Here is a 1,254-nt window from a genome sequence, read left to right as displayed (position 1 = left end):
TCCAGCGCGCCGTGTACTCCACGGCCTTGAGCATATAGAGCAACCACTCCTGCCACTGGCCTTCACGCGTCACGGCCAGCAGCAGGCGATAGTAGTCGGGCTTATGCAGCACGATGTAGCGACTGAGGTAGAGGATCGGCAGCGACAACAGCCGTTGTTCGATCAGGTAGAGAATGTTCAGCACCCTGCCCGTGCGCCCGTTGCCGTCGGTGAAGGGGTGGATCGCCTCGAACTGGTAGTGGGCCACGGCCATCTTGATCAGGGGATCGACACCATCTTCCTCGTGGAGATAGCGTTCCCAGTTCGCCAGCAGATCACGCAGCGCCGCTTCCCCCATGGGTGGGGTGTAGATCACCTCGCCGGTGTCCTGGTTGGCCAGGTTAATGCCCGGCACCCGGCGGATCTCCATGTCGACGCCTTTGATGGTGCTGCAGATCTCCACTGCCGTGTTGGTGCACAATGGCCGCCGGGCCAGTTCACGGTAGCCGCTATTCAGCGCAGTGCGATATCGCAGAGCCTCCTTGGTGGCCGGATCGGCGTGGGTATCGTCCTGGGCAAATTGGAAAAGCCTGTCAGTGGTAGTGACGATGTTCTCGATATCGGAACTGTCACGGGCTTCCAGGAGGGGGAGCAGGTTGATAAGCAGCCCCTGATTGGGCAACAGCTCACCCGCCTGCTTCAGTTCCGCCAGCGCCACCCGAGCCGGGATACAGGCCTTCAGCACGGCAGGCGTCTCGAGCTCCTCGGCTGGTGGTAGCGGCGGCAAACCTGTGTAGGGTTGATCGGGGCGCCAGCTCATGTTCACTTTTCCCTGAAAAATCGACACGTCGTAAGCGTATGTCGATGGCATCAATATATCCAGAAAACGTGTCGAAAAAATTGCGACTGTTGAACATGACGTGGCCACAGGTCGATGGCGTGGAGATGTCAGATCGCCTCCCAGCGGGTATCATTCAGGGCCTCGAGCACTTTGTCGAGGTGACCCTCTCTGTCAGCCAGTAGCGCCGAAGAAATGGCTCACTATTGGTTATACATAGATCGATAGCGGGCCGTATTATCTACGTCAGGTTGTCAGCATTCGGCCAGAATGCGGCCGTTAAGCCGAAGCTGATATAACGCTGAGATAAGCGGCGGCTGAAAGCCGTCCGGTGGACGGCCGCCAGGCCGGGAACGTACTTGATTGACTGGTTATGCATTAAATCCACTCTTGCTCGTCAACTGCAACGGTGACCTCCGATTGATTCGACCTAGTAT

At 58.0% G+C, this 1,254-nt stretch carries 1 protein-coding gene; it reads right to left on the bottom strand.

Translation table 11 applies throughout. From position 1 onward, the window contains the following. Positions 1-799 (bottom strand): Fic family protein (locus ACESMD_RS10350; RefSeq protein WP_372612864.1); only part of this gene is annotated, 799 nt, incomplete at its 3' end. Between the last annotated feature and the right edge of the window lie 455 nt (positions 800-1,254).

This window comes from Halomonas sp., from assembly GCF_041689495.1.
Lineage (GTDB): Bacteria > Pseudomonadota > Gammaproteobacteria > Pseudomonadales > Halomonadaceae > Halomonas.
Note: the sequence above shows the minus strand (reverse complement) of the source record. Positions and strands in the feature narration are given on the sequence as shown.